Below are 21788 nucleotides of genomic sequence, written 5' to 3'. Positions count from 1 at the left end.
AATAGCCAGGCGAGCCACCGCACCGGTGGGGCATCGCCAGGCAGGAGAGCGCCATGTTCAAGCACATTCTGATTGCCCATGATCTGCGTGGTACCGCTGAACTGGCGCTACGCCGGGCCGCTCAACTGGCGCAGCAGCATGGCGCCCGCCTGAGCGTGCTGCATGTGCTCGATCCGGGCCAGAATGAACAGGCGCACGACCAGACCAGGCAGGCGCTGGACAGCAGCATCAGCCAATCTGCGCCGCCAGGCAGCACCCTGCACCTGCGCAGCGGCAAACCGTCGGAGGTGGTGCTCCAGCACCTGCAGGAAGGCGATTACGACCTGCTGGTACTCGGCGGTCACCTGGAACGCCACGAGTTCTTTTCCGGCACCAGCCTCGACCGCATCGCCCGCCATTGCCCGGTGCCGCTCCTGCTGGTCGCGCATTCGAGCAAAGGCCCCTATCAGAAGGCCGTGGCTGCCATCGACTTTTCCTTGTGCGCCTGCAGCGCGCTGGCCGGAGCCTATGAACTGTTGCCCCAGGACGCCGAGCTGCACGCGGTACATGTTTTCGAGCCGGACAAGGGCACACCCGATCAGGTACGCAGCCAGGTGGAAATCCAGCATGCGCTGATCGACCAGTTGCTGCAGGACGAAACGCAAAATCTACCGCCGTCAGGGCCGCAGTTGAGCCATACGGTTCACGAGGGTGGCATCCTGCGTTGCCTGCAGGAACAGTTGAAAAGTCGCGACAGCGATCTGCTGGTGCTGGGCAGCCACGGCCGAGGTGCGCTGTCCCAGGCACTGCTCGGCAGCCTGGCCCAGCACTTCCTGCACAAGGCGCCCTGCGACGTGTTCGTGGTTCGCTAGCCTCGCAACCCGGGTATCGCTTCGCTCAACACCGGGTTACCCAAGCAAGCAGCAGCGCCCTTAGCGCGGCAGCGCGACAATCAAGCCTGCTGCAGCAGGTCGTGCAGTGCGACGTATTGCAGGGTCAGCTTGTGCCGCGGATCGAGGTAGATCAGCGGCGTGCAGGCCTGGTGTGATTCACGCATCTTTACCGAGCTCATCAGGTTCACCGGCAACACCGGCAAGCCTTCGGCGACCAGTTCGTCGAGCAGTTGCTGCGGCAGCGTAGCGCGCGGCTGGAACTGGTTGACCACGATGCCCTCCACTTCCAGCGCTTCGTTGTGATCCTCCTTCAACTCCTCGATTTCCCGCAGCAGGCCATACAGGGCATTGCGCGAGAAGGTATCGCAGTCGAAGGGAATCAATACGCGTTCGGCAGCGATCAACGCCGAAACCGTATAGAAATTCAGTGCCGGCGGGGTATCCAGGTAAATCTGCTCGTAGTCTTCGGAGAGTTCTTCGAGCAGTTTGCGCAGCTTGTTGATCTTGTGCTTCTGCTCCAGCTTGGGCTGCAGTTCTGCCAGCTCGGCAGTGGCGGTGATCACGTGCAGGTTGTCGAAGGGGGTTTCGTAGATATCGACCTTGCCCTTCTTGGAAAACGGCCCGCTGGAAAGCGTCTGCTTGAAGAAGTCGGCAATACCCATGGGGATGTCCTCACCGGTCAGACCGGTCAGGTAATGGGACGAATTGGCCTGCGCATCCAGGTCGACCAGCAGCGTCCGGTAACCCTGAGAGGCGCTCACCGCCGCCAGGTTGCAGGCGATACTGGATTTACCCACTCCGCCCTTCTGATTGAAAATCACGCGCCGCATCCGTACCTCCTCTTTAGGTCTGTTGACGCTTCAACAACGCGGGTTGCGCTGAAATATCAACAGGCCCCTAGTACATTGATACTAGGCATAGCCTGATGACAGTAGCGCGAAGCCGGGGAAACGCGTCATCCATCAGAAAACCGCTACTTAATGTTTGCGAGGCCAAGTCATCCCCCGGATAATGCCCGCGCAGCATCGCTTCCCATCGACAAGGCTCTTGTCGCACAGGACAGTCGCATAGACAAGGAAATGCCCGGCGGGCCAAGCAGAGTTTCATCTAGACATGCATTTCAGGATCGATCAATGGCGTGCCTGGGCTCCTGGCCTGGACAGTACGGATGACTGGCTCGCCTGGAGCAAGGCCCCCGAACGCCTGCACGATTGCGGCGAACAACCCGATGTCAGCTTCCTTCCGGCCCTGCAGCGCCGCCGTTTGAGCCGCCTGGCGCGCATGGTTTTCCAGGTCGCCTGGCCGCTTGCCGAGGGGCACCCGGCGCTGCCCCTGGTGTTCGTTTCGCGGCATGGCGAAACCCCGCGCAGCTTGGCCATTCTTCAAGACCTTGCAGTAGCAGAACCACTGTCGCCGACACAGTTCAGTCTTTCCGTGCACAACGCGATCATCGGCCAATGGTCGATCCTGCGCGGCGACACCAGCGAGATGACCGCCCTGGCCGGCGAAGGCGATGGCCTGGAGATGGCCATGCTGGAAGCCGCCACGCTCCTCGCCGATGGCGCCCCGGCGGTGTTGCTGGTGATCGGCGAAGAAGCACAGCCGGCGCTTTATGCTCCGTTCATCGACGACGTTCCGTTCCCCTACGCGCTGGCCTTGTTGCTGGTACCTGGTGACGATTGGAATTTGCAGCTACGCCCGGGCACAGGGCCACGCACCCAGTGGCCGCACCCGCTGAGCCTGATACAAGGTCTCTGCAACGAATGCACCACCCTCGAACACACCTGGAAAGAACGCCAATGGATCTGGTCACACAAAACCCCGTGAAGCGCTACAGCGCGCCCTACTGGTGGCGGCTGATCGCGACAGCGGCGAGCTTTACCCTGTTCGGCATCGGCGGCCTGTTGCTGCGTGTGCTGGTGTTCCCCGTGCTGTCGCTGCTGCCGGGCGATGCCGCAGCCCATCAGCGCCGTGCCAGGCAAGTGGTGAGCTGGAATTTCCGCACCTTCGTCAAATTCATGCACCGCAGCGGCGTACTCACCTATGAAGTCGAAGGCGCCGAACGCCTGGGCCGCCCCGGCCAGATGATCATCGCCAACCATCCCTCGCTGATCGATGTGGTGGTGACGATTGCCTTCACCCGCAACGCCAATTGCGTGGTGAAGCAAAGTCTGTGGAACAACCCCTGCATGCGCGGGCCGATTCGTGCCGCGGGCTACATCAGTAACAGCGGCAGCATGGACATGCTCGACGAAGCCGCCGATGCGCTTCAGCAGGGCCAGACCCTGATCATCTTTCCGGAAGGCACGCGCACCACGCCCGGTCGTGCGCCGGAGTTCCACCGCGGCGCCGCGGCCATCGCCTTGCGCGGCGCCAATGTGATCACCCCCGTGGTGATCAGCGTCACACCTACCACTCTGACCAAAGCGGAGCCCTGGTACCGGATTCCAGCGCGGCGTTTTCACGTCCGTCTGCGCGTGGGCCAGGACATCGATCCAGCGCGATTCGCTGCCATGGGCGCGGCACCGGTCGCATCACGCAAACTCAACGACTATCTGCATCAGCACTTCATAAAGGAGCTCGCAAGAGATGAGCGCTCTACAGCTTGAGATCAAACAACTGATCATCGATTCCCTGGGACTCGAAGACACCACGCCTCAGGACATCGGCGACGACCTCACCCTGTTCGGTGAAGGCCTCGGCCTGGACTCGGTCGATGCTCTGGAGTTGGGCCTGGCGATCCAGAAGCGTTTCGGCATCAAGATCGACGCCGAATCCAAGGACACCCGCACCCACTTCGCCAACGTGACCAGCCTGGCAGCCTTCGTTGCCAGCCGCCAGGCAGCCTGAGGACGACCACCATGCAAACCCGTGACGAAATTTTCGCCACCTTGCACGACGCCTTGGTGGAGTTGTTCGAGCTGAGCCCCGAGCGGATCAGCCTGGACGCCAACCTCTACGAAGATCTGGAAATCGACAGCATCGACGCCGTCGACCTGATCGACCATATCAAGCGCCAGACCGGCAAGAAGATTGCCGCCGAAGCGTTCAAATCGGTGCGTACCGTCGGCGACGTGGTCGAAGCGGTGTATCAGTTGGTCAACGCGGATCCCGCATGAGCCGTTTGCTCGGCCTGCTGGTAGCCCTGGTCAGCGTGGCGTATCCGTTCGCCGTATATTTCGGCGCGGGCCACCTTTCGCCCGGGTTGTTCGCCGGGCTGCTCGGTGGCTTGTGGCTGGCCCGCCTGCTCGCCAACCCGCGCGACAGCAATAGCCGCAGGATGACCGGCGTGGTTCTGGTCTTCTGCCTGCTGCTTGCCCTGGCTGACGAGCCGGCGTTGCTGCGCTGGTACCCGGTGCTGGTCAGCGCGCTGTTGCTGGCGCTGTTCGCCAGCAGCCTGAAGATCGGCATGCCGATGGCCGAGCGCCTGGCACGTCTGCGCGAGCCCGAGCTACCTGAAGTGGCCGTGCGCTACACCCGCCGAGTGACCGAGGTGTGGGCACTGTTTCTGCTCGCCAACGGCCTGGTGGTGGTCGCGCTGAATCTGTGGGCACCGCTGTCCTGGTGGGCGCTCTACACCGGGCTGATTTCCTACTGCCTGATGGGCCTGCTATTCGCCGGCGAATGGCTGGTACGTCAACGTGTAAGGAGATTCGCATGAACTGGCTGAGCCTCGAGAACCTGCTGCTGGAGGCGGATGCCAGCCGTCAGATAACGCCGCAACTGAACCACGCGCAACTGTGCCAGCGCGCCTTGAACCTGGCCGGCCACTGGCAGGCTGCGGGCGTGCAGCGCGTTGCCCTGCACCTGGAGGATGCCGCCGAGCTGGCCATCGCCCTGCTCGCTGCCTGGCAGGCCGATATCCATGTGCTGCTGCCGGCCGATGCGCAGCCGCAGACCCGTCAGCGCCTGGGCGCCCAGGTCGATCTGTGGCTGGAGCGGCTCGATGATTCGATGACGGCAGCGCCACTGCCCGCTCGTGCGCTGGATCTGGAACATTGTCGCCTGACCCTGTGCACATCCGGCTCCAGTGGCGAGCCCAAGCTTATCGACAAGAGCCTCGGGCAGCTGACCAACGAAGTGCAGGCGCTGGAAAATCTTTGGGGTGAAAGGCTCGGCGATGCACTGATCATCGGCAGTGTGGCCGCCCAGCACATCTACGGGCTGCTGTTCCGCGTGCTCTGGCCGCTGTGCGCGGGGCGCGCCTTCCTGCCCAAGACGTTGCCCTTCCCCGAAGACCTGCAACTGGCCAGCCTGCCCCACCCGGCGTTTGCCTGGGTCACCAGCCCGGCGCTGCTCAAGCGCATGGGCGACAACCTCGACTGGTCGGCGCTGAGCCGCGTGCGTCAGGTGTTTTCCTCCGGCGGAGCCCTGCCGGCCGAGGCCGCTGCTTCGCTGCAACAGCGCCTGGATCAGTGGCCGACGGAAATCTACGGCAGCTCGGAAACCGGCGGCATCGCCTGGCGCCAGGGCGGCGAGCACTGGCAGCCGTTCGCTGACGTGCAGCTCGAGCTGAACGACGAGGGCGCGTTGCGCCTGAGCTCGCCCTATCTGCCTGCTGGCCACTGGGAACAGATGGCCGACGCCGTGCAGATCGAGGCCGATGGTCGCTTCATCCTCGGCGCGCGCCTGGATCGCATCGTCAAGCTGGAAGAAAAACGTATCTCCCTGCCCCTGCTGGAACAGGCCCTGACCCTGCACGGCTGGGTCAGCGAGGCGCGTCTTGGCGTGCTGCAGCAGGGCCGTGCCTTTCTCGGTGCACTGGTCGCGCTGTCTCCCGAAGGCCTGCACGTGCTGCGTAATCAGGGCCGTCGCCACCTGACCGAGGGCCTGCGCCAGCACCTTGCCGACCATTGCGAGAGCATCGCCCTGCCGCGCCGCTGGCGCCTGCTGCCCCATTTGCCCTACAGCAGCCAGGGCAAACTGGGCCAGGCGCAGGTCAACGACCTGCTGGCCGCCGCCCGCCCCACACGAGTCGAGCCGAGCTGCGCGCGGGAAGAAGACGGCGAATGGCACCTGGAGCTGGACGTGCCCCTGGATCTGGCCCATTTCAGCGGCCACTTTCCAGGCACCCCGGTGCTCCCGGGGGTGGTGCAGATCGACTGGGCCCAGCAGTTCGCGCGCGCCTTGATCAGCGACCTGCCGCCGCTGTTCGGCGGCATGGAAGTGCTCAAGTTCCAGCAACTGGTGCGTCCCGGCGACCGTCTGCAACTGACCCTGCGTTTCGACGCCGAGCGCAACAAGCTGTACTTCACCTTCCGCAACGGCGAGGCCAGTTGCTCCTCCGGCCGCATCCTGCTCAAGGCCGCGCCATGAGTACGATTGCAGCCGCCCATCGTCCCTGCGCACTGATTCCGGTGTACAACCATGAGCACGCACTGCCCGCGGTGGTCGCCGCCTTGCTCGAGGCCGGCCTGCCTTGCGTGCTGGTCGACGATGCCTCCAGCCCGGGCTGCGCGGCGGTGATCGACAGGCTCGCCAGCGAGGCCGATACCTATTTGCTGCGCCTGCCCCACAATCAGGGCAAGGGCGGCGCGGTGATGGCCGGCCTGCGCGAGGCGCAGCGCCTGGGTTTCAGCCATGCCCTGCAGGTAGATGCCGACGGCCAGCACGATCTGCAGGCGGTACGGGCCTTTCTCGACGAATCCCGCGATCATCCCGAGGCGATCGTCTGCGGCTACCCGCAGTACGACGCCAGCGTGCCCAAGGGCCGCCTGTACGCGCGCTACCTGACCCACGTCTGGGTGTGGATCAACAGCCTGTCGCTGCAGATCCGCGACTCCATGTGTGGCTTCCGTGTCTATCCACTGGCCACCAGCGTGGCACTGATCGACTCGGCGAAACTGGGCACGCGCATGGACTTCGATTCGGAGATTCTCGTGCGTCTGTCCTGGCGCGGGCAGCCCATGCGCTGGCTACCGACCTGCGTGCATTACCCAGCGAACGGCGTCTCGCATTTCCGCCTGTGGCAGGACAACGTGCTGATCTCGAAAATGCATGCGCGGCTGTTCTTCGGCATGCTTTGCCGCGCGCCCTGGCTGCTCTATCGGCGGTGGCGCTGATGAATCGGAGCAGGCACTGGGCCGAGCAGCGCGAGCGCGGCAGTTTCGCCCTGATGAAATTCACCGCCCTGGCCTCGCGCTACCTGGGGCGCCGTGCCCTGAGCCCGTTGCTGTACCTGATCGTCGGCTATTTCTTCCTGTTCGGCGCCAGGGCACGGCGCAGCGTTCGCCAGTACCAGAACAACCTGGCGAGCTGGAGCGCCCGCCCGGCATTGCGCCCGACTCACCGCTCGGTGTTCGCCCAGTTCATGGCTTTCGCCGACAGCCTGCTGGACAAGCTGGACGTGTGGAGCGGCCGCCTGCACTTCGCCGACATCGAGCTGATCGACCCCCACGGCCTGCACGGCCAGATGAGCGGCAGCCGTGGGCAACTGCTGGTCGGCGCCCACCTGGGCAATCTCGAAGTGTGCCGCGCTCTGGCCGAGCTGGGCGCCCAGGTACGCATGAACGTGCTCGTTCATACCCGGCATGCCGAGCAGTTCAATCGCCTGCTCAAGGAAACCGGTGCCGACAACCTGCGGCTGATTCAGGTCAGCGAATTGGATCCGGCGGTGATGATGCGCCTGGCCGATCACCTGGAGCGCGGCGAATGGCTGGCGATTGCCGGCGATCGCGTGCCGCTGCACGGCGAGCGCACCGTCAACGTGGAGTTTCTCGGCCAGTCGGCGCCCCTGCCCCAGGGCCCCTGGCTGCTCGCCGGGCTGTTGCAGTGCCCGGTCAACCTGATCGACTGCCTGAAGATCGATGGCCGCTACCAGATCATGCTGCAACCCTTTACCGACTCCGTGCAGTGGAAACGCAGCGAGCGCGATGCGGTGATCCAGGGCTGGGCGCAACGCTACGCCGATCACCTTGCCCAACGCTGCCTGCAAGCCCCGCAGCAGTGGTTCAACTTCTATCCGTTCTGGAACGAACATGACAACCCATCAGCCTGAAACGGTGACCTTCGGCGCTCAGCCGCTGCGTCTTGAACAGATCGTCGGCCTGGCCCAGCGCACGGCGCGTGGCGCCCTGGACACGAGTGCCGAATGGCGTGACCGCATCGGCCGCGGCGCACGCTTCGTCGACAGCCTGCTGGATCGTGAAGGCATGATCTACGGCATCACCACCGGCTACGGCGACTCCTGCGTGGTGGCGGTACCGCTGCACCAGGTCGAGGCGCTGCCCCGTCATCTGTACACCTTCCACGGCTGCGGCCTGGGCAAGCTGCTCGACGAGCCGGCCACCCGCGCAGTGCTGGCTGCCCGTTTGCAGTCGCTGTGCCAGGGCATGTCCGGGGTTCGCCTGGAACTGCTGGAGCGCCTGCAGGCATTCATCGAACACGATGTGCTGCCGCTGATCCCGGAAGAAGGTTCGGTAGGCGCCAGCGGCGACCTGACGCCACTGTCCTACATTGCCGCGACGCTGTGCGGCGAGCGCGAGGTGATGTATCGCGGCGAGCGTCGCAGTGCCGCTGACGTGCACGCCGAACTGGGCTGGACGCCGCTGGTACTGCGCCCCAAGGAAGCCCTGGCACTGATGAACGGCACTGCGGTAATGACCGCCCTGGCCTGCCAGGCTTATGCCCGCGCCGATTACCTGCTCAAGCTGGCGACGCGCATTACCGCGCTCAATGTGATCGCCCTGCAGGGCAATCCCGAACACTTCGACGAGCGCCTGTTCGCCGCCAAACCGCATCCGGGCCAGAATCAGGTCGCCGCCTGGATTCGCCAGGATCTGGCCATCGACGCGCCGACCGCGCCGCTGCATCGCCTGCAGGATCGCTACTCCATCCGCTGCGCACCGCACGTGCTTGGCGTGCTGGCCGACAGCCTGGGGCTGCTGCGCCAGTTCATCGAAACCGAGCTGAACAGCGCCAACGACAACCCGCTGATCGACCCCGATGAGGAGCGCGTGCTGCACGGCGGGCACTTCTACGGCGGGCATATCGCCTTCGCCATGGACAGCCTGAAGAACCTGATCGGCAACCTCGCCGACCTGCTCGACCGCCAGCTCGCCCTGCTGGTCGACACCCGCTACAACCACGGCCTGCCGAGCAACCTGTCCGGCGCCCCGGCCGAAACGGCGATGATCAACCATGGTTTCAAGGCCGTGCAGATCGGCGCCAGCGCCTGGACCGCCGAGGCGTTGAAGAACACCATGCCGGCCAGCGTATTCTCGCGCTCCACCGAATGCCACAACCAGGACAAGGTGAGCATGGGCACCATCGCCGCCCGCGACGCCCTGCGCAGCCTGGAACTGGCCGAGCAGGTCGCCGCGGCCACGTTGCTCGCTGCCAACCAGGGCGTGTGGCTGCGCCAGCGCGCCGAATCGACCGTCCTGCCGGCAGCCCTGGCGGACATGCACGGGCAACTCGGCGAAGACTTCCCGCCGCTGATCGAAGATCGCGCCCTGGAAGGCGAACTGCGCCTGTGCCTGCAACGTATCCGTGCCCAGCACTGGAGCCTCTATGCGTAACCCATGCTTTGCAGGAGCCATGCTGGCGATAACGACGTTGAAATCTGCTTCGGTGTTGCCGCGCGAATCGCTTTCGCTGGCAAGCCAGCGCCTACAGGGACGAAGCCATCATGCGTAGCAAAGGCGTGCTGCAGGCCGAGGTGGAAATCCTCGTGCCGTTCTTCGACGTGGACATGATGGAAATCGTCTGGCACGGCCACTACGTCAAGTACTTCGAGCAGGCGCGCTGTGCCCTGCTCGACCGGCTCGACCACGGCTACCCGCAGATGCGTGACAGCGGCTACGCCTGGCCGGTGATCGACCTGCAGCTGCGCTACATCCGCGGCGCCCAATTCGGCCAGCGCATCACCGTGTGCGCGGATCTGGTCGAATGGGAAAACCGCCTGAAGATCCACTACCTGATCAGCGACACCGCCAGTGGCGAACGCATGACCCGCGGCAGCAGTGTGCAGGTGGCAGTGGAAATCGCCAGCCGGGAAATGCAGTTGGCTTCACCGCAGGTATTCATCGATGCCGTGCAACGGGTGATCGGATGATCGCCATGGCGCGCTTCGCCCTGCTGCTCGGCCTGGCGCTGGCGACCCTGAACAGCCAGGCCGAGACACTGACCCTCGACGGGCTCAGCAAGCAGCTGTCGCAGCACGCCGTGGTGCGTGGGCCGTTCATCCAGGAAAAACACCTGCGCGCCCTGCCCCAGCCGCTGGCCAGCAGTGGCGACTTCGTGCTCGCCGCCGATGCCGGCCTGCTCTGGAAGCTGCGCAAACCACTTCAGCAGGACTACCGCATCGACGCCACCGGTATCGCCCGGCGCACCGTCGACGGTTGGCAGATGCAACCGGGACGCGACGTCGCCGCGCAGCAGAGCCGCCTGTTTCTCGACGTGCTCAAGGGCAACCACAGCGGCCTGGCGCGGGATTTCGACCTGCAGCTGAGCGGCGACGCCAAGGCCTGGACGCTGAGCCTGTCGCCGACCTCGCTGCTGCTCAAGCAGGTGTTCAGCCGCATCGACATCAGCGGTGGCGAGCTGGTCGAGCGTATCGAATTACACGAAACCCAGGGCGACCGCACGCTGATGCGCATGCCCGCGAGTGTCGTGGATGATGCCCTGAGCGAGCAGGAGCGTAGCGACTTTGCCCGCTGAACCGAGAAACGCGCTCATCGAGCGCCGACTGCCGCGGCTGTTCGCCGTATTGCTGTTGGCGCTGCTGGCGCTGACCGCCTGGCAGTGGCGCAATGGCCCGCCGGTGGCTGCCAGCATGCTTGCCCTGCTGCCCAGCGGCGCCGGCGATGCGCGGCTGCAACAGGCCGAAGCGCGCATGCAGGAGCCGATTCAGCACGACCTGCTGGTACTGGTCGGCCACCCCGAGCGCGAACGTGCCGTCGCCCTGGCGGCCACCCTGGGCCTGCAATGGCGCGACAGCGGCCACTTCGAACAGGTGCGCTGGAGACTCGACAGCGACCTCGACGCCCTGCGCCAGCATCTGCGCGACAACCGCCTGAACCTGCTGCCCGCGGCCGACCGCCAGTTGTTGATCGAGCAGCCGCAAACCTTCATCCACCAGCGCGCTGCCGGGCTGTTCGATCCGTTCGCCTCCTTCAGCCTGCTGCCGCCGGAACAGGACTGGCTGGGCCTCGGCGCACGCGCCCAGCAGGCGCTCAATTTTGCCGGCCGGGTACAGCCGGATCTGGCCAGTGGCACCCTGCTGGTTCAGGAATCCGACATGAGCTGGGCCGTGCTGCACCTGCGCAGCCACGGCGACGCCTTCGATATGCAGGCGCCACTGGCCATCGCACACAGTATCGAAGCCGCGCGTGCCGCTACCGAGGCAGCCGGCGGCCAGTTGCTCGCCACCGGCGGCGTACTGTACGCCGCGGCGGGCCAGAACAAAGCCATGAGCGAGATGACCCTGATTGGCGGTGCCGCCAGCCTCGGCACCCTGCTGCTGTTGCTGCTGGCCTTCCGGCGCCCGCGGGTTCTGCTCAGCCTGCTGCCGATCGGCGTCGCCCTGCTCACTGGTTCCGCCGCCTGCGTACTGCTGTTCGGCCAGATCAACGCCTTGACCCTGGTGCTTGGCGCCAGCCTGATCGGCGTTGCCGCCGACTACCCGCTGCATTACCTGAGCAAGAGCTGGGGCCACACCGAGTGGCGCAGCTGGAGCGCGTTGCGCAGTACCCTGCCGGGCCTCAGCCTGAGCCTGGGTACCAACCTGATCGGTTACCTGGCGCTGGCCTTCACGCCGTTCCCGGCCCTGACGCAGATCGCTGCGTTCTCCGCTGCCGGCCTGATCGGTGCCTATCTCTGCTCGGTCTGCCTGCTCCCCGCCTGGCTGGATGGCATGCAGCTGCGCCCGGCTCCGCGCCTGCTGGCCGTGGCCACGCGCCTGCTGAGCTGGCACAGCCGCATACAGAAAGGCAGCGGTAATTTCTGGCTACTCGGCCTGTTCCTGCTGTTCTGCGCGGGCGGTATCTGGCAGTTGCACAGCCAGAACGATCTGCGCCAGTGGCTGGGCAAGGATCCGGCGCTGTTCGCCCAGTCGCAGCGCATCGTGCAGCTCACCGGGCAGCAGCCCACCAGCCAGTTCTTTCTGGTACGTGCGGCCGATGAGGCGCAACTGCTGCAGCGTCAGCACGCCCTCGGCATACGTCTCGACACACTGGTGAAGAGCGATCAGCTGCGCAGCTACCTGTCGCTCAACCAACTGATAGCGCCCGCCGCCCAGTTGCAGTCGCTACGCACTGCCCTGGCAGAACTGCCAACGCATTGGCAAGCGCTGCTCGACCTGGGCGTACCGGCCGCCGCGTTGCAGACCGAGCTGCAGCAACTGCTGGAACAGCCACAAGCGGATCTGGATCAAGCCCTCGCCAGCCCCCTGGCCGAGCCCTGGCGCACACTATGGCTGGGCCGCGATGAAAATGGCGTTGCCGCCATCGTCAGCCTGCAGGGGCAGACCGACAGCGCACTGCTGCAAACCGCCGCAGACGGCCTCGACGGCGTGCAACTGGTCGACCGCCTGGGCGAGTTGAACAGCCTGTTCGCCGCCACCCAGATCAGCGCCGCCGAACTCAAGCTGATCTCCTGCCTGGCGATCGTGCTGCTGCTGTGCATACCCTTCGGCATCGGCGGCGCACTGCGGGTGGTCTGCCTGCCATTGCTCGCGGCCCTCGCCGCGCTGGCCTGCCTGGGCTGGCTGGGCCAGCCACTGACCCTGTTCAGCCTGTTCGGCCTGCTGCTGATCACCGCCATCGGTGTCGATTACGCCATCCTGATGCGCGAAAACATCGGAGGCCCCGCCGTCAGCCTGCTCGGTACGCTGCTCTCGGCGATCTCCAGCTGGCTGTCGTTCGGCCTGCTGCTGATCAGCCAGACGCCGGCCATCGCCAATTTCGGCCTGGCCATCAGCCTGGGGCTGATGTTCTGTTTTCTGCTGTCGCCCTGGGCCGCACCGCGTCCCGACAAGGAGGTCGTCGCGTGAGCGTGCTCGGTTTCTGGCTGCTGGCTCTGGCAGTCTACGCCCTGGTCGGCAGCGTTGGCGGTCGCCGGCTGATTCCCATCGTCGGCCAGTTGCTGGTCGCCAGCCTGGCGATACCCGCCATGCTGCTCGGCTGGGTCGAGCCGCACCTGCAGCTGGGCGCCGCGGATCTGCTCGCGCCAACCTGGCTGAACCTGCTCTACGGCCTGTGCTTCGCCTTGCTGCTGGGCTACATCCTCAGCGACGTGATCGACCTCGAACTCAGCCCGGCGTGCCTGAAGATCGCCCTGCCGAGCTTCCTGGTGCCGCTGCTCGCCGGTCTGGCCTGTGCCCTCTGGCTGTTACCTGGCGAACGCAGTTGGTTGAGCGCGGTGGGCATCGGCCTGCTGTTTTCCATCACGGCGATCCCGGTGCTCTATCTGTTCCTGCAGAACATCGGCTATCCGCCCGCGGCGACCAAACGCCTGCTGCACGCGGCGATCCTGATGGACTTCATGTGCTGGAGCCTGTTCGGCCTGGCCCAGGGCAGCAGCCATCCGGCAAGCCTGCTGTGGCCGCTGCTGGCCGCCGCCCTGCCCATGCTGTTGCACCTGTTGAAGTTGCGCCACCCGTTGTTCTTCAGCCTGCCGTTCTTCGCGCTGATGCTGCTGTTCCATAGCCTCAAGCTCAACACCCTGGTATTCGGCATCGCCTACATGCTGTGCCTGGCCTGGATCCGCCAGCCATTGCGCCTGCCGCTGCCGGAACACCTGTGGAAGCTGCTGATGAATGGCCTGGCCGTGCCGTTGATCCTCACCTGCGGCGTTTTGCGCGTGGACTTCCACGGCATCGATGAGCATTACTCCTGGTTGTCGGTCGGCGTACTGCTGGTGGTACCGGTGGTCAGCAAAGTGCTGGGAAGCTGGCTTGGCCTGCACTGGGCGGAGCCGGCTGCCTCGGCGCAGATCAAGTGGCGCGAAAGCCTGCTGCTGAATATCCGCGGCCTGACCGAAATCGTGTTTCTCAACCTGCTCCTGCAACTGCAGCTGATCGATGCCATGGTCTATTTCGGCCTGCTGCTGATGAGCCTGTTCTCTACCCTGCTGCCAGCCCTGCTGGGCCGGCGCGCTTATACAAGCGAGGCGAAAAGCCGCTATGAAGTCTCCTGAAGTCCAACAGCATCAGATCGTCGTAGTCGGTGCCGGCCCATCCGGTGCCATCGCCGCCGCCATCCTCAAGCGCAAGGGCCACGAGGTGCTGATTCTCGAACGCCAGCGTTTCCCGCGCTTCTCGATCGGCGAGAGCCTGCTGTCGCACTGCCTGGATTTCGTCGAAGAAGCCGGCATGCTCGACGCGGTGCGCGCCGCAGGCTTTCAGATCAAGCACGGCGCGGCCTTCGCCTGGGGCGACCGCTACACCGACTTCGACTTCCGCGAGACCTTCACGCCGAGCTTCGGCTCGACCTTCCAGGTGCAACGCGCCACCTTCGACAAGGTGCTGGCCGACGAAGCCGAGCGCCAGGGCGTGACCATCCGCTACGAAGAAGAAATCGTCGCGGTGGACTTCAGCGGCGAACAACCCTTGCTGTCGGTGCGTCGTCTCGCGGACGGCCACGAGTACCAGGTGCGCTGCACCTTCGTGCTCGACGCCAGTGGCTATGGCCGACTGCTGCCGCGCCTGCTCGACCTCGAACTGCCGTCCAACCTGCCGATGCGCAAGGCGCTGTTCACCCATATCGAAGACCGTATCGATCACCCGGACTTCGACCGCGAGAAGATCCTCATCACCACCCATCCGACGCTGCGCGATGTGTGGTTCTGGACGATCCCGTTCAGCAACGGCCGCTGCTCCCTCGGCGTGGTCGGCCTGGCCGAGCGCTTCGACGGCTACCCGGAAGACATGGACGCCGCCCTCAAGCAGTTCGTCGAGGAAACCCCGAGCCTGACCAAGGTACTGGGCAATGCCGTGTGGGATACCCCGGTGCGCGAAATCAAGGGCTACTCGGCCAACGTCAAGACCCTGCATGGCCCCGGCTTCGCCCTGCTGGGCAACGCCGCCGAGTTCCTCGACCCAGTGTTCTCCTCCGGCGTGACCATCGCCATGCGCTCGGCGAGCATGGCCGCCAACCTGCTGCACCGCCAGTTGAGCGGCGAAAGCGTGGACTGGGAACTGGACTTCGCCACCCCGCTCAAACGCGGCGTCGACACCTTCCGTGTCTACGTGGAAGGCTGGTACGACGGCAGCTTCCAGGACGTGATCTATTACCCCAATGCTTCACCCGAGATCCGTAGCATGATCAGCTCGATCCTCGCCGGCTATGCCTGGGACGAGCGCAACCCCTACGTGGCCGAGCCTAGGCGACGCCTGCGGGTTCTCGCGGAGTTGTGCGCCAGTGTCTGAGAACGCTTCGATGAACCGCGCCGCGGCCACCTATGTCGAGGAGACCGGTTTCGGTTTCTGGTTCCTGCGCAGCCATGTGTGGCAGCACCATGTGCTACGCGTGGCCGTCGAAGATCTGCACAAGCTGATCAGCGGCCCGCTGCCGAGCGCTCCGCTGGTACTGGATGCCGGTTGTGGCCAGGGCAAATCGTTCTCCCTGCTGCAGCGGGCCTTTCAGCCCGCACGCATCATCGGCCTGGATGCCGACCCGCACAGCCTCGACTGCTCGCGCGCCGAAGCGGATCGCCTGGAGCTGGACGTGCAACTGATCGCCAGTGATTGTGCGGCGATCCAGCTGCCCGACGCCTGCGTCGACATCCTCTTCTGTCACCAGACCTTCCATCATCTGGTCGAACAGGAGCAGGCCCTGGCCGAATTCTGGCGCGTGCTCAAGCCCGGCGGCCTGCTGCTGTTCGCCGAGTCGACCAAGTACTACATCGATACCTGGGTGATCCGCTGGCTGTTCCGCCACCCGATGGAGGTGCAGAAGAGCGCCGAACAATACCTGGGCATGCTGCGCGACCAGGGCTTCGAGTTCAGCGAACGCAACGTGTCCTATCCCTACCTGTGGTGGAGCCGTTCGCAGGACTTCGGCCTGCTGGAACGCTGGGGCATTCGCCGGCCCAAGCCCTTTGGCCAGCGCAATGAAACCCTGGTCAATGCGGCGGTGCGCAAACCCTTCGAGCAGACGCCGACATGAACAAGCTGTTGCTGCTCGCCTGCGTGCTGTTGCTGACGGCCTGTGCCGCCCGCACGCCGCTGCCCGCGTCTTCGCCAACGCTGGTTCAGCCGCTACCGATATCGCTGCAGGTAAGCACGGCCGATGGTCAAGTCTGGCTGCTGGTGATCCAGGCCGAAGGCAGCGCACTGCGCTGGTCACTGTTCGACCCGCTTGGCGTGCCCCTGGCCCGACAATCCCTGGCTGGCGGTGCCTGGCACAACGACGGCCTGCTGCCGCCCAATGGCGAGGCGCGGGAGCTGTTCGCCGCCCTGCTGTTCGCCCTCACCCCGACCGATGAATTGGCGCGCAACTACGATCAGGCTAACTGGCAGCAGCAAGGCACTGACAATCGCCAGCTCGCGCCGCACTGGCGTATCCATTACCAGGCGCCGCTGGTCATCGAACTGGATAACGGCAAGCAGCACTACCGGGTGAGCCCACTGGAGATGCAACCATGATCGCTCGACTCGACGCCCTCGGCGTTATCTGCGCCCTCGGTCAGGGCAAGCAGGCGGTGGCTGATGCCCTGTTCGCCGGCGACACCAGTGGCATGCGTCGCCAGGCCGGCTGGATACCCGAGCGCAGCGTGACCGTCGGCGCGGTCGAGACGCCGTTGCCGGCCATGCCCGCCGGCCAGGAACACGCCCTCAGCCGCAACAACCGGCTGCTGCTGGCCGCAGCCCTGGAAATCCACGACGAGATCCAGGCTGCCATTGCCCGCCATGGCGCCGGGCGCATCGCCGTGATGCTCGGCACCAGCACCTCGGGTATCGCCGAGGCGGGCGAGCATATCGCCGAATACGTGAACAGCGGCGTCCTGCCTGCCGAGTACCACTACAGCCGTCAGGAAATCGTGGCGCCTGCCACTTTTCTCGCCGACTGGCTGGGGCTGAGCGGGCCGGTGTATTGCCAATCCACCGCCTGCACCTCCAGCGCCCGCGCCCTGCTCAGCGCCCAGCGCCTGCTGCAACTGGGTGTTTGCGATGCGGTGCTGTGCGGCGGCGTCGACAGCCTCTGCAAGCTGACCCTGAACGGCTTCGCCAGCCTCGAAGCGGTATCCGACGAACGCTGCAATCCGTTCTCGATCAACCGTCATGGCATCAATATCGGTGAAGCCGCAGCACTGTTCCTGATGACCCGCGCGCACGACGACGATCATGTCCCGGGCATTGCCCTGCTCGGCGGCGGCGCCAGCTCCGACGCGCACCATATTTCCGCGCCGCATCCACAGGGCATCGGCGCCCAACAAGCCATGCACAAGGCGCTGAGCGCTGCGGGCCTGGCGGCCGAGCAGATCAGCTATCTGAACTTGCATGGCACCGCCACCACCCATAACGACGCCATGGAGAGCCTGGCGGTGCAGGCGCTGTTTCCCGCCGGCGTGGCCTGTTCGTCGAGCAAATCACTGACCGGTCATACCCTCGGCGCCGCCGGGGCGCTGGAAGCGGCGTTCTGCTGGCTGACCCTGAGCCACTACAATCCCGCCGGTAAGCTGCCCGTGCATGTCTGGGATGGCCAGGCAGACCCGCAGCTGCCGCGCCTGAACCTGGTCGAGGCGAACGTCCATGACCAGCTACCAACGGGTGGCCGCCGTTACCTGATGAGCAATTCGTTCGCCTTTGGTGGCAACAACCTGTCCTTGATTTTAGGGTCTGTTGACGCTTCAGCACGACCGCGCCGGAGCCAGTTTTTGCGCGAGGCAAGGCACGAGGTGCGAAGTTTGGCTGGCCAAATGAGTCACCGAGAAACGCAGCATCGCGCCAAAACTGGCCCGGCCCTACGGGTTGCGCGGGAAATCTCGCCATGCGTCGTTGGAGGACTTGAAAAGGGAACGCCATTCCCTGCGTCCTCCGCCTCGCCTGGCGAGATTTCTCGCAGCAACGCGGCTTGCGCTGAAACGTCAACAGACCCTAGGAGACCTGCCGTGAGTGTCTGGCCCGTCGCCGAGCTGGTGCCCCACGCTGGCGACATGATTCTGATCGACGAAGTGCTGGCGTTCGATGCCGAGCATATCGAGACGCGCCTCGAGGTTCGCCCAGGCGGCCTGTTCAGCCATTCAGACGGCAGCCTGCCGGCATCGGTCGGCATCGAGCTGATGGCCCAGAGCGTGGCCGCCTTCGCCGGTTGCCACGCGCGTCGGGAAGGCCGTGCGGTGGAACTCGGTTTCCTGCTCGGCACGCGCAATTTCACCTGCAACGTCGAGCGCTTCCCGGCCGGCAGTACCCTGCACATCAGCGCCACCCGCTCGCTGCAGGATGACAATGGCATGTGCGTGTTCGAATGCCGCCTGCAAGGCCCGGACATTCTCGTCGAAGCCCGGCTGAACGTATTCCAGCCCCGCGACGTGGCCAGCTACATTCAGGAACCGCCCTTTACTCAGACCCTTTCTCAGGAGCCGCTCCCATGAGCGAGACCATTCTGGTCACCGGATCGAGCCGCGGTATCGGCCGCGCCATCGCCCTGCGCCTGGCGCGCGCCGGTTTCGATCTCGTACTGCACTGCCGTTCGCGCCGCGACGAAGCCGAGGCCGTACAGGCGCAGATCGCAGCCCTCGGCCAGAGCGCCCGCATCCTGCAGTTCGACGTGGCCGACCGCGAGGCCTGCCGCAGCGCCCTGGAAGCCGACGTGGAAATCCACGGCGCCTATTACGGCGTGGTGTGCAACGCCGGGCTGACCCGCGATGGCGCCTTCCCGGCACTCAGCGGAGAGGACTGGGATGTGGTGCTGCGCACAAATCTGGATGGTTTCTACAACGTCCTGCAGCCGCTGACCATGCCCATGGTGCGCCGCCGCCAGCCAGGGCGTATCGTCTGCATCACCTCGGTTTCCGGGTTGATCGGCAATCGCGGCCAGGTCAATTACAGCGCCTCCAAAGCCGGTATCATCGGCGCCGCCAAGGCGCTGGCCATCGAGCTGGGCAAGCGCAGGATCACCGTCAACTGCGTGGCGCCAGGGCTGATCGATACGGAGATTCTCGACGAGCACGTACCGCTCGAGGAGATTCTCAAGATGATTCCCGCCGCGCGCATGGGCACCCCGGAAGAAGTGGCTGGCGCGGTGAATTTTCTGATGTCCGAAGAGGCGGCCTATATCACCCGCCAGGTAATCGCCGTGAATGGCGGTCTGTGTTGATCAAGAGTGAAGTGGCACGATGAAGCGCGTAGTCGTTACCGGCATGGCCGGCATTACCTCCCTGGGCGATAGCTGGGACAGTATCTCGGCGAATTTCCGCGCCAATCGCAGCGGCATTCGCGTCATGCACGAGTGGGATCGTTTCAGCGAACTGAACACCCGCCTGGGCGGCCCGGTGGACGACTTCGTCGTGCCCGGCCACTGGACGCGCAAGCAACTGCGCAGCATGGGCCGCGTATCGCGGCTGTCGGTCTACGCCGCCGAGCGCGCCCTGGCGCATGCCGGACTGCTCGGCGACGCGACTATCGGTGACGGACGCATGGGCGTGGCCTGCGGTTCGTCCACCGGCAGTACCGAGGAAATCAAGGCGTTCGGCAACATGCTGCTCAACTCGGTCGCCGACGGCCTCAATGCCAACTCCTACATCCGCATGATGCCGCACACCACGGCAGCCAATATCAGCATCTTCTTCGGTCTTACCGGCCGGCTGATTCCGACCTCCAGCGCCTGCACCAGCGGCAGCCAGGGCATCGGCTACGCCTACGAGTCGATCAAGTTCGGGCGCCTGCCGCTGATGCTCGCCGGTGGCGCCGAGGAGCTGTGCCCGACCGAGGCCATGGTCTTCGATGCGCTCTACGCCACCAGCCTGAAGAACGACGCGCCGCACACCAGCCCGCGCCCCTACGACAACGGTCGCGACGGCCTGGTGATCGGTGAGGGCGCCGGCATGCTGGTACTCGAAGAACTCGAGCATGCGCTCGCCCGCGGTGCCACCATCCATGCCGAAATCGTCGGCTTCGGCTGCAACGCCGACGGCCAGCACGCCACCAAGCCGGTACAGGCTACCATGCGCCGCGCCATGGAACTCGCGCTGGAAGATGCCGCGCTGGCAGCGGACGCCATCGGTTACGTCAATGGCCATGGCACCGCTACCGAGCAGGGTGACGTGGCGGAAACCCAGGCCACCAGCAACCTGTTCGGCGCGAAGATGCCGATCAGCTCGCAGAAGAGCTACCTCGGTCACACCCTCGGCGCCTGCGGCGCGCTGGAATCCTGGTTCAGCATCGAAATGCTCAACAGCGACAGCTACGTGCATACGCTCAACCTGGATCAGGTCGACCCGGCGTGTGGCGAACTGGACTATCTGCGCGGCGAATTCCGCGAGATGAACAACGAATACGTGATGAACAACAATTTCGCCTTTGGTGGGGTCAATACATCGCTGATTTTCCGCCGCTGGCACTAAGCAGATTTTTCACTGACAAGGACCATGGATGATGTCTCGTTTCAACCGCATTGCCCTGCTCGCCCTTCTGCTGCTGGGCATCACCGCCTGCACCTCGAAGCCTGTGGTGAACATCGAAAACAGCGCACCGCCTGCTGCGCTCAAGGGCCAGGATGACATGCGTCGGGCGATCCTCACCGCCCTGCAACGCCGTCAGTGGACAGTCGAACGCGCCGATCAGGGGCAGATCCTGGCACTGATCACCCGCCGCAGCCACCAGGCGCAAATCACCATTCCCTATACCGCATCGACTTACTCGATCCGCTACCGCGACAGTCACAACCTCGACTACCGCAAAGGCAAGATCCATCGCAATTACAACAAGTGGATCCAGAATCTGGATCGCAGCATCCAGCAGGAATTGAGCAGCCCCTCACTCTATTTGCCCCAGTGAACTCAAGGAGATACCCATGAAAGCGAAAATCTGGACCACTGCTGCACTTCTCACCGTCGCCCTGCTGCCTGCCGTCAGCCAGGCCCGTGACACTGCACACTTCCTGGACTTCCAGTCGGTGATCAATGAAGCCACCCAGGCCGGTCGCCTGGACGGTTCGGTGAAGTTCTACCTGAACAAGACGCCGGCTGGCGCCAAGATCATCAATGCCAACGTCACCACCAACCAGAAGACCAATGCCTTCGGTAAAAGTGACGAGGAAGCCTGCAGCTGGGTTCTGCAATCGGCGCTGATCAAGTTGCAGAATTCCGCCAAGGCCGCTGGCGCCAACGCCGTGGTCGACCTGGCCAGCTACTACAAGAGCAAGGAATACCGCGACAACAGCAAATACGAATGCCACGCTGGTGCCATCATGGCCGGCGTGGCGTTGAAGGGTAAGTACGCCAGCGTCAAGTAAGCGCTGCCCGGTCGTAGCAAACCAAGCCGCCTGTGGGCGGCTTTTTCATATCAACCTGGACTACGAGGCTTATCAACGCGTCTACCGCCGGCCCATGATCGAAAGCCAGCCACCAGGCCGTTGAGCGCCAAGCTCAGAGCCTGTTCACTATCTAGCGAGCTAGAGCCATACAAGGACTAGTGTCGCATCCAAGCGAACGGGCTGAGCAGGCGTAGGGTGGATGACGCTCTTTTCATCCACCATTGTGATCGCAAAACGGTGGACGGGTCGGGCCGCGTAGGTAAAGCGTCAGCTACGCGCCCCGATCCACCCTACGAGTGGCCGCATCGCCTTATGGCTACCATCGCCCATCACGCGTGTTCCGTTCACCACCTCACGGACATCGAACACCTAGACCGACACATAACCGTTGCCGCGACACTAGGCGTCTCCGCAAAACAGGCGAGGACGCGGAGTTTACGAGCTGTAAATGGGCAGTCCGACCGGGCTGGCGATCCAGCCTGTTTTTAACGCGATAAGG

23 protein-coding genes and 1 pseudogene are annotated in these 21788 nt (G+C 64.6%); 23 read left to right on the top strand and 1 reads right to left on the bottom strand.

Going from position 1 to position 21788, the window contains the following annotated elements; translation table 11 throughout:
- The first annotated feature begins 53 nt into the window (after window positions 1-53).
- The gene (locus DNK06_RS11220; RefSeq protein ID WP_131180110.1) at window positions 54-851 is read left to right on the top strand and encodes a universal stress protein; all 798 of its coding nucleotides are present in this window, start codon (window positions 54-56) and stop codon (window positions 849-851) included.
- A gap of 80 nt (window positions 852-931) precedes the next feature.
- On the opposite strand, the gene DNK06_RS11215 is transcribed toward DNK06_RS11220, so the two are convergent.
- Window positions 932-1702, bottom strand: coding sequence for a ParA family protein (locus DNK06_RS11215; protein WP_131180109.1), 771 nt, complete (start codon window positions 1700-1702; stop codon window positions 932-934).
- 283 nt (window positions 1703-1985) lie between these two features.
- Between DNK06_RS11215 and DNK06_RS11210 the strand changes: the two genes are divergently transcribed.
- The 22 genes and pseudogenes from DNK06_RS11210 (at window position 1986) to DNK06_RS11110 (ending at window position 21268) form a co-directional block, all read left to right on the top strand.
- Entirely contained in the window at window positions 1986-2699 is a 714-nt protein-coding gene (locus tag DNK06_RS11210; RefSeq protein ID WP_131180108.1) for a beta-ketoacyl synthase chain length factor, read from the top strand.
- Window positions 2672-3481 carry a lysophospholipid acyltransferase family protein gene (locus tag DNK06_RS11205; protein ID WP_131180107.1) on the top strand — a complete coding sequence of 270 codons (810 nt, stop codon included), beginning with the start codon at window positions 2672-2674 and terminating at the stop codon, window positions 3479-3481. Before DNK06_RS11210 ends, DNK06_RS11205 begins: the two co-directional genes overlap by 28 nt.
- Entirely contained in the window at window positions 3462-3722 is a 261-nt protein-coding gene (locus tag DNK06_RS11200) for a phosphopantetheine-binding protein (protein ID WP_131180106.1), read from the top strand. The genes DNK06_RS11205 and DNK06_RS11200 overlap by 20 nt, the downstream gene beginning before the upstream one ends.
- A gap of 11 nt (window positions 3723-3733) precedes the next feature.
- The gene (locus DNK06_RS11195) at window positions 3734-3991 is read left to right on the top strand and encodes an acyl carrier protein (RefSeq protein WP_131180105.1); all 258 of its coding nucleotides are present in this window, start codon (window positions 3734-3736) and stop codon (window positions 3989-3991) included.
- The gene (locus DNK06_RS11190; protein WP_131174380.1) at window positions 3988-4533 is read left to right on the top strand and encodes a COG4648 family protein; all 546 of its coding nucleotides are present in this window, start codon (window positions 3988-3990) and stop codon (window positions 4531-4533) included. The genes DNK06_RS11195 and DNK06_RS11190 overlap by 4 nt, the downstream gene beginning before the upstream one ends.
- Window positions 4530-6188: an acyl-CoA synthetase family protein gene (locus DNK06_RS11185; RefSeq protein WP_131180104.1), complete on the top strand. Its 1659-nt coding sequence runs from the start codon at window positions 4530-4532 to the stop codon at window positions 6186-6188. Before DNK06_RS11190 ends, DNK06_RS11185 begins: the two co-directional genes overlap by 4 nt.
- Window positions 6185-6934 carry a glycosyltransferase family 2 protein gene (locus tag DNK06_RS11180; protein ID WP_131180103.1) on the top strand — a complete coding sequence of 250 codons (750 nt, stop codon included), beginning with the start codon at window positions 6185-6187 and terminating at the stop codon, window positions 6932-6934. Before DNK06_RS11185 ends, DNK06_RS11180 begins: the two co-directional genes overlap by 4 nt.
- Window positions 6934-7869: an LpxL/LpxP family acyltransferase gene (locus tag DNK06_RS11175; RefSeq protein WP_131180102.1), complete on the top strand. Its 936-nt coding sequence runs from the start codon at window positions 6934-6936 to the stop codon at window positions 7867-7869. The genes DNK06_RS11180 and DNK06_RS11175 overlap by 1 nt, the downstream gene beginning before the upstream one ends.
- Window positions 7850-9391, top strand: coding sequence for an HAL/PAL/TAL family ammonia-lyase (locus DNK06_RS11170; protein ID WP_131180101.1), 1542 nt, complete (start codon window positions 7850-7852; stop codon window positions 9389-9391). The genes DNK06_RS11175 and DNK06_RS11170 overlap by 20 nt, the downstream gene beginning before the upstream one ends.
- A 110-nt stretch (window positions 9392-9501) precedes the next feature.
- Window positions 9502-9927 carry an acyl-CoA thioesterase gene (locus tag DNK06_RS11165; protein WP_131180100.1) on the top strand — a complete coding sequence of 142 codons (426 nt, stop codon included), beginning with the start codon at window positions 9502-9504 and terminating at the stop codon, window positions 9925-9927.
- Window positions 9924-10532, top strand: a complete 609-nt coding sequence (locus DNK06_RS11160; protein ID WP_131180099.1) for an outer membrane lipoprotein carrier protein LolA — start codon at window positions 9924-9926, stop codon at window positions 10530-10532. The genes DNK06_RS11165 and DNK06_RS11160 overlap by 4 nt, the downstream gene beginning before the upstream one ends.
- Entirely contained in the window at window positions 10522-12864 is a 2343-nt protein-coding gene (locus tag DNK06_RS11155) for an MMPL family transporter (RefSeq protein WP_242674625.1), read from the top strand. The genes DNK06_RS11160 and DNK06_RS11155 overlap by 11 nt, the downstream gene beginning before the upstream one ends.
- Entirely contained in the window at window positions 12861-14009 is a 1149-nt protein-coding gene (locus DNK06_RS11150) for a sodium:proton antiporter (RefSeq protein ID WP_131180098.1), read from the top strand. Before DNK06_RS11155 ends, DNK06_RS11150 begins: the two co-directional genes overlap by 4 nt.
- Window positions 13996-15240, top strand: coding sequence for an NAD(P)/FAD-dependent oxidoreductase (locus DNK06_RS11145; protein ID WP_131180097.1), 1245 nt, complete (start codon window positions 13996-13998; stop codon window positions 15238-15240). Before DNK06_RS11150 ends, DNK06_RS11145 begins: the two co-directional genes overlap by 14 nt.
- Before the next feature lie 10 nt (window positions 15241-15250).
- Window positions 15251-15979, top strand: a complete 729-nt coding sequence (locus DNK06_RS11140; RefSeq protein WP_131180119.1) for a class I SAM-dependent methyltransferase — start codon at window positions 15251-15253, stop codon at window positions 15977-15979.
- Window positions 15976-16458, top strand: a complete 483-nt coding sequence (locus DNK06_RS11135; protein WP_131180096.1) for a DUF3261 domain-containing protein — start codon at window positions 15976-15978, stop codon at window positions 16456-16458. Before DNK06_RS11140 ends, DNK06_RS11135 begins: the two co-directional genes overlap by 4 nt.
- A pseudogene (locus DNK06_RS11130) lies at window positions 16455-17651 on the top strand (beta-ketoacyl-[acyl-carrier-protein] synthase family protein); the annotation flags it as partial. The gene DNK06_RS11135 and the pseudogene DNK06_RS11130, both read left to right, overlap by 4 nt.
- Window positions 17652-17924: 273 nt before the next feature.
- Window positions 17925-18407, top strand: a complete 483-nt coding sequence (locus DNK06_RS25290; RefSeq protein ID WP_165493586.1) for a hotdog family protein — start codon at window positions 17925-17927, stop codon at window positions 18405-18407.
- A complete protein-coding gene (gene fabG / locus DNK06_RS11125; protein ID WP_131174391.1) occupies window positions 18404-19132 on the top strand; it encodes a 3-oxoacyl-ACP reductase FabG in 729 nt (242 codons plus the stop codon). The genes DNK06_RS25290 and fabG overlap by 4 nt, the downstream gene beginning before the upstream one ends.
- 19 nt (window positions 19133-19151) lie before the next feature.
- Window positions 19152-20378, top strand: a complete 1227-nt coding sequence (locus DNK06_RS11120) for a beta-ketoacyl-ACP synthase (RefSeq protein WP_131180095.1) — start codon at window positions 19152-19154, stop codon at window positions 20376-20378.
- A 31-nt stretch (window positions 20379-20409) separates the two neighbouring features.
- Window positions 20410-20811 (top strand): hypothetical protein, encoded by a 402-nt coding sequence (locus DNK06_RS11115; protein WP_207389940.1) that lies wholly within the window; start codon window positions 20410-20412, stop codon window positions 20809-20811.
- A gap of 16 nt (window positions 20812-20827) precedes the next feature.
- Window positions 20828-21268, top strand: coding sequence for an excinuclease (locus tag DNK06_RS11110; protein ID WP_131180093.1), 441 nt, complete (start codon window positions 20828-20830; stop codon window positions 21266-21268).
- The last annotated feature ends 520 nt before the right edge of the window (window positions 21269-21788 follow it).

The organism is Phytopseudomonas daroniae, from assembly GCF_004327285.1.
Classification (GTDB): domain Bacteria; phylum Pseudomonadota; class Gammaproteobacteria; order Pseudomonadales; family Pseudomonadaceae; genus Aquipseudomonas; species Aquipseudomonas daroniae.
The sequence above is the reverse complement of the archived record's forward strand: the minus strand, read 5'-3'. Positions and strand labels throughout refer to the sequence as shown.